Source organism: Gemmatimonadales bacterium (genome assembly GCA_030697825.1).
In the GTDB taxonomy this organism is placed as follows: Bacteria; Gemmatimonadota; Gemmatimonadetes; order Gemmatimonadales; family JACORV01; genus JACORV01.
In genome coordinates this window covers 1-1893 of the sequence record JAUYOW010000267.1, presented here as the reverse complement: position 1 = coordinate 1893, position 1893 = coordinate 1, and the positions used below count along the sequence as shown (strand labels likewise).

Genomic DNA, 1893 nt, shown 5'->3' with positions numbered 1-1893 from the left:
CCGCCCGCCGCGCTGATCTCGGGCAACGCCCGTTGCAGAGCTGCCAGCTCCGCATTGCAGTACGGTCACCACTTGCCGCGGTAGAAGCTCAACACCAGCGGCCCCTTCGCGAGCAGCGCGCGCGAGCTCACGGGCTGCCCTGCCACGTTCGGGAGCGTGAACTCGGGCGCCTTCGCCCCGACCTTCGGCACGCGGTCCAGAATCCCCGACTTGCGGAGATCCTCGACGGCCCGGCGCATGATCGCCTGCGCCTCTTCGGGGATCCGCGTTCGTGATTGGGCCTTGAGTGCGTCGAGCTCTGCCTGGAGCGTCATCGCGGCCTCCCCTGACGGCGGTATTTCCGTTTAGATGCCGCCGCGCGGTGCTCGGGTTCCAGCCGAGCACCGAGGACACCGAGGGCTAATGAGTCTCGTGAAATAGAGTAACGGACATGTCAGAACGACAGTCCCGCGTGCCGCAAGAAGCCGAAAGCCAGCGTCGAGCGTCGACGGATGCGGGCGAAGCCCGCGCGCAGCGGCCCGCGGAGCGCGAGGATGTCGGCCGGGCAGAGGTTGGCAAGTTCACGACCTTTGATGTTGCCCCAGATCTGTTCGACGGGATTCAATTCTGGGGCGTAGCCGGGCAGGCGCTCGACCGTCAGCCAGGCCCGGGCGCGCGCGAGATACTGCCGCATCACGCGGCTCTTGTGCCCGCCCAGCCCGTCCCACACCAGGATGATGTGGCGCCCCGGGAAGTGCCGCTTGAGCGCGCGCAGGAAGGCGATCAGCGCGAGATCGTTGTAACTCCCGGGCCGCGTCTGGAAGTAACAGCGCCGGCGCCGGCCGTCCCAGCGGAAGGCCAGTGCCGCCGCGATCGACAAGCGCGTCCAGTTCGCCCCCGTGTGGATCAAGACCGGCGGGTGACCGCGCGGGGCCCAGGTGCGGCGGACGACCGGCCGGTGCGAGACGCCGCTTTCGTCTTCAAAGACGATCCAGGCCCGCCGCCGCCGGGCGTTTTTTTTACCTGCGGCCAGCGCCGGCGCTTCCACTCGGCGATCGCGGCCTCGTCGCGCTCCCGCGCTTGGCGCGTCGGGCGCTGGAGCGACCACCCGAGGCGCCGCAGGATGTACCAGACGTGGCCCGGGTGGTACCGCACGCGCGTGAGCCGCTCGATGAGCGTGGCCACGCGCGGCAACGTCCACAGCTCCGTGGCGAACCCATGAGCCCCGGGGCCCTTGAGCAACGCCGCTTCGACCCGCGCGAGCTGCGGCGCCTCGAGCCGCGGCTTGCGCCCCGCACGGCCGGCTGCTTTCAAGGCCGTGCGGCCTTCGTCCTGCCAGGCGTGATACCAGCGGTGGGCGGCCGCCCGCGTCGCGCCAAGCGTGCGGGCAACGGTCGCCTGCGATTCGCCGCGCGCGAACAAACGCGCGGCCTCGTACCGACGCGCTTCCAACGCAGCAAAATCCCGACGGGCTCCGCGGCTGGCTGGTGGCATTCCCTAGCATCGCAGGGTACGCGATGAATCCCGTCAATCTATTTAACGAGAATCATTAGATGCGTCAACGTATCGAGATGGATACACAGCGGCTGCGCGTTTCCGCGGAAACGTCCAGCGCGTTTCCGCGGAAACGTCCAGCCCTGTCAGGGGAGGCCGAGAGCCGTGCGGGTCCGCTCGCCTTCGTGATACACGAGCCCCTCGACTTCCCGGGTGAGGCGCCGCGACTCCCGCAGCATGAGCGCGAGCACGACCAGCCCGAGGACATGGATCGTAAAACCCCCGATGGCGACCCAGAGGAGCAGGGCGTGACCGCTCATGCCGACTCGATTCTAGCGCGCGTAGCTTCGCCGTGAAAGTGTGCAAGATTCCAGACAGCGACGGCGGGCCAAATCCTCGCCGCTTCACTTTTTCGCTTGA

4 protein-coding genes are annotated in these 1893 nt (G+C 68.3%); all 4 read right to left on the bottom strand.

Going from position 1 to position 1893, the window contains the following annotated elements:
• Positions 1–65: 65 nt before the first annotated feature.
• The 4 genes from Q8Q85_13110 to Q8Q85_13095 all read right to left on the bottom strand — a co-directional run bounded on the left by Q8Q85_13110 (position 66) and on the right by Q8Q85_13095 (position 1793).
• Positions 66–314 (bottom strand): redoxin domain-containing protein, encoded by a 249-nt coding sequence (locus Q8Q85_13110; protein ID MDP3775195.1) that lies wholly within the window; start codon positions 312–314, stop codon positions 66–68.
• A gap of 119 nt (positions 315–433) precedes the next feature.
• Entirely contained in the window at positions 434–970 is a 537-nt protein-coding gene (locus tag Q8Q85_13105) for an IS630 family transposase (protein MDP3775194.1), read from the bottom strand.
• Positions 886–1431 carry a winged helix-turn-helix domain-containing protein gene (locus Q8Q85_13100; protein ID MDP3775193.1) on the bottom strand — a complete coding sequence of 182 codons (546 nt, stop codon included), beginning with the start codon at positions 1429–1431 and terminating at the stop codon, positions 886–888. The genes Q8Q85_13105 and Q8Q85_13100 overlap by 85 nt, the downstream gene beginning before the upstream one ends.
• A 188-nt stretch (positions 1432–1619) precedes the next feature.
• Positions 1620–1793 carry a hypothetical protein gene (locus tag Q8Q85_13095; protein MDP3775192.1) on the bottom strand — a complete coding sequence of 58 codons (174 nt, stop codon included), beginning with the start codon at positions 1791–1793 and terminating at the stop codon, positions 1620–1622.
• Positions 1794–1893 lie beyond the last annotated feature (100 nt).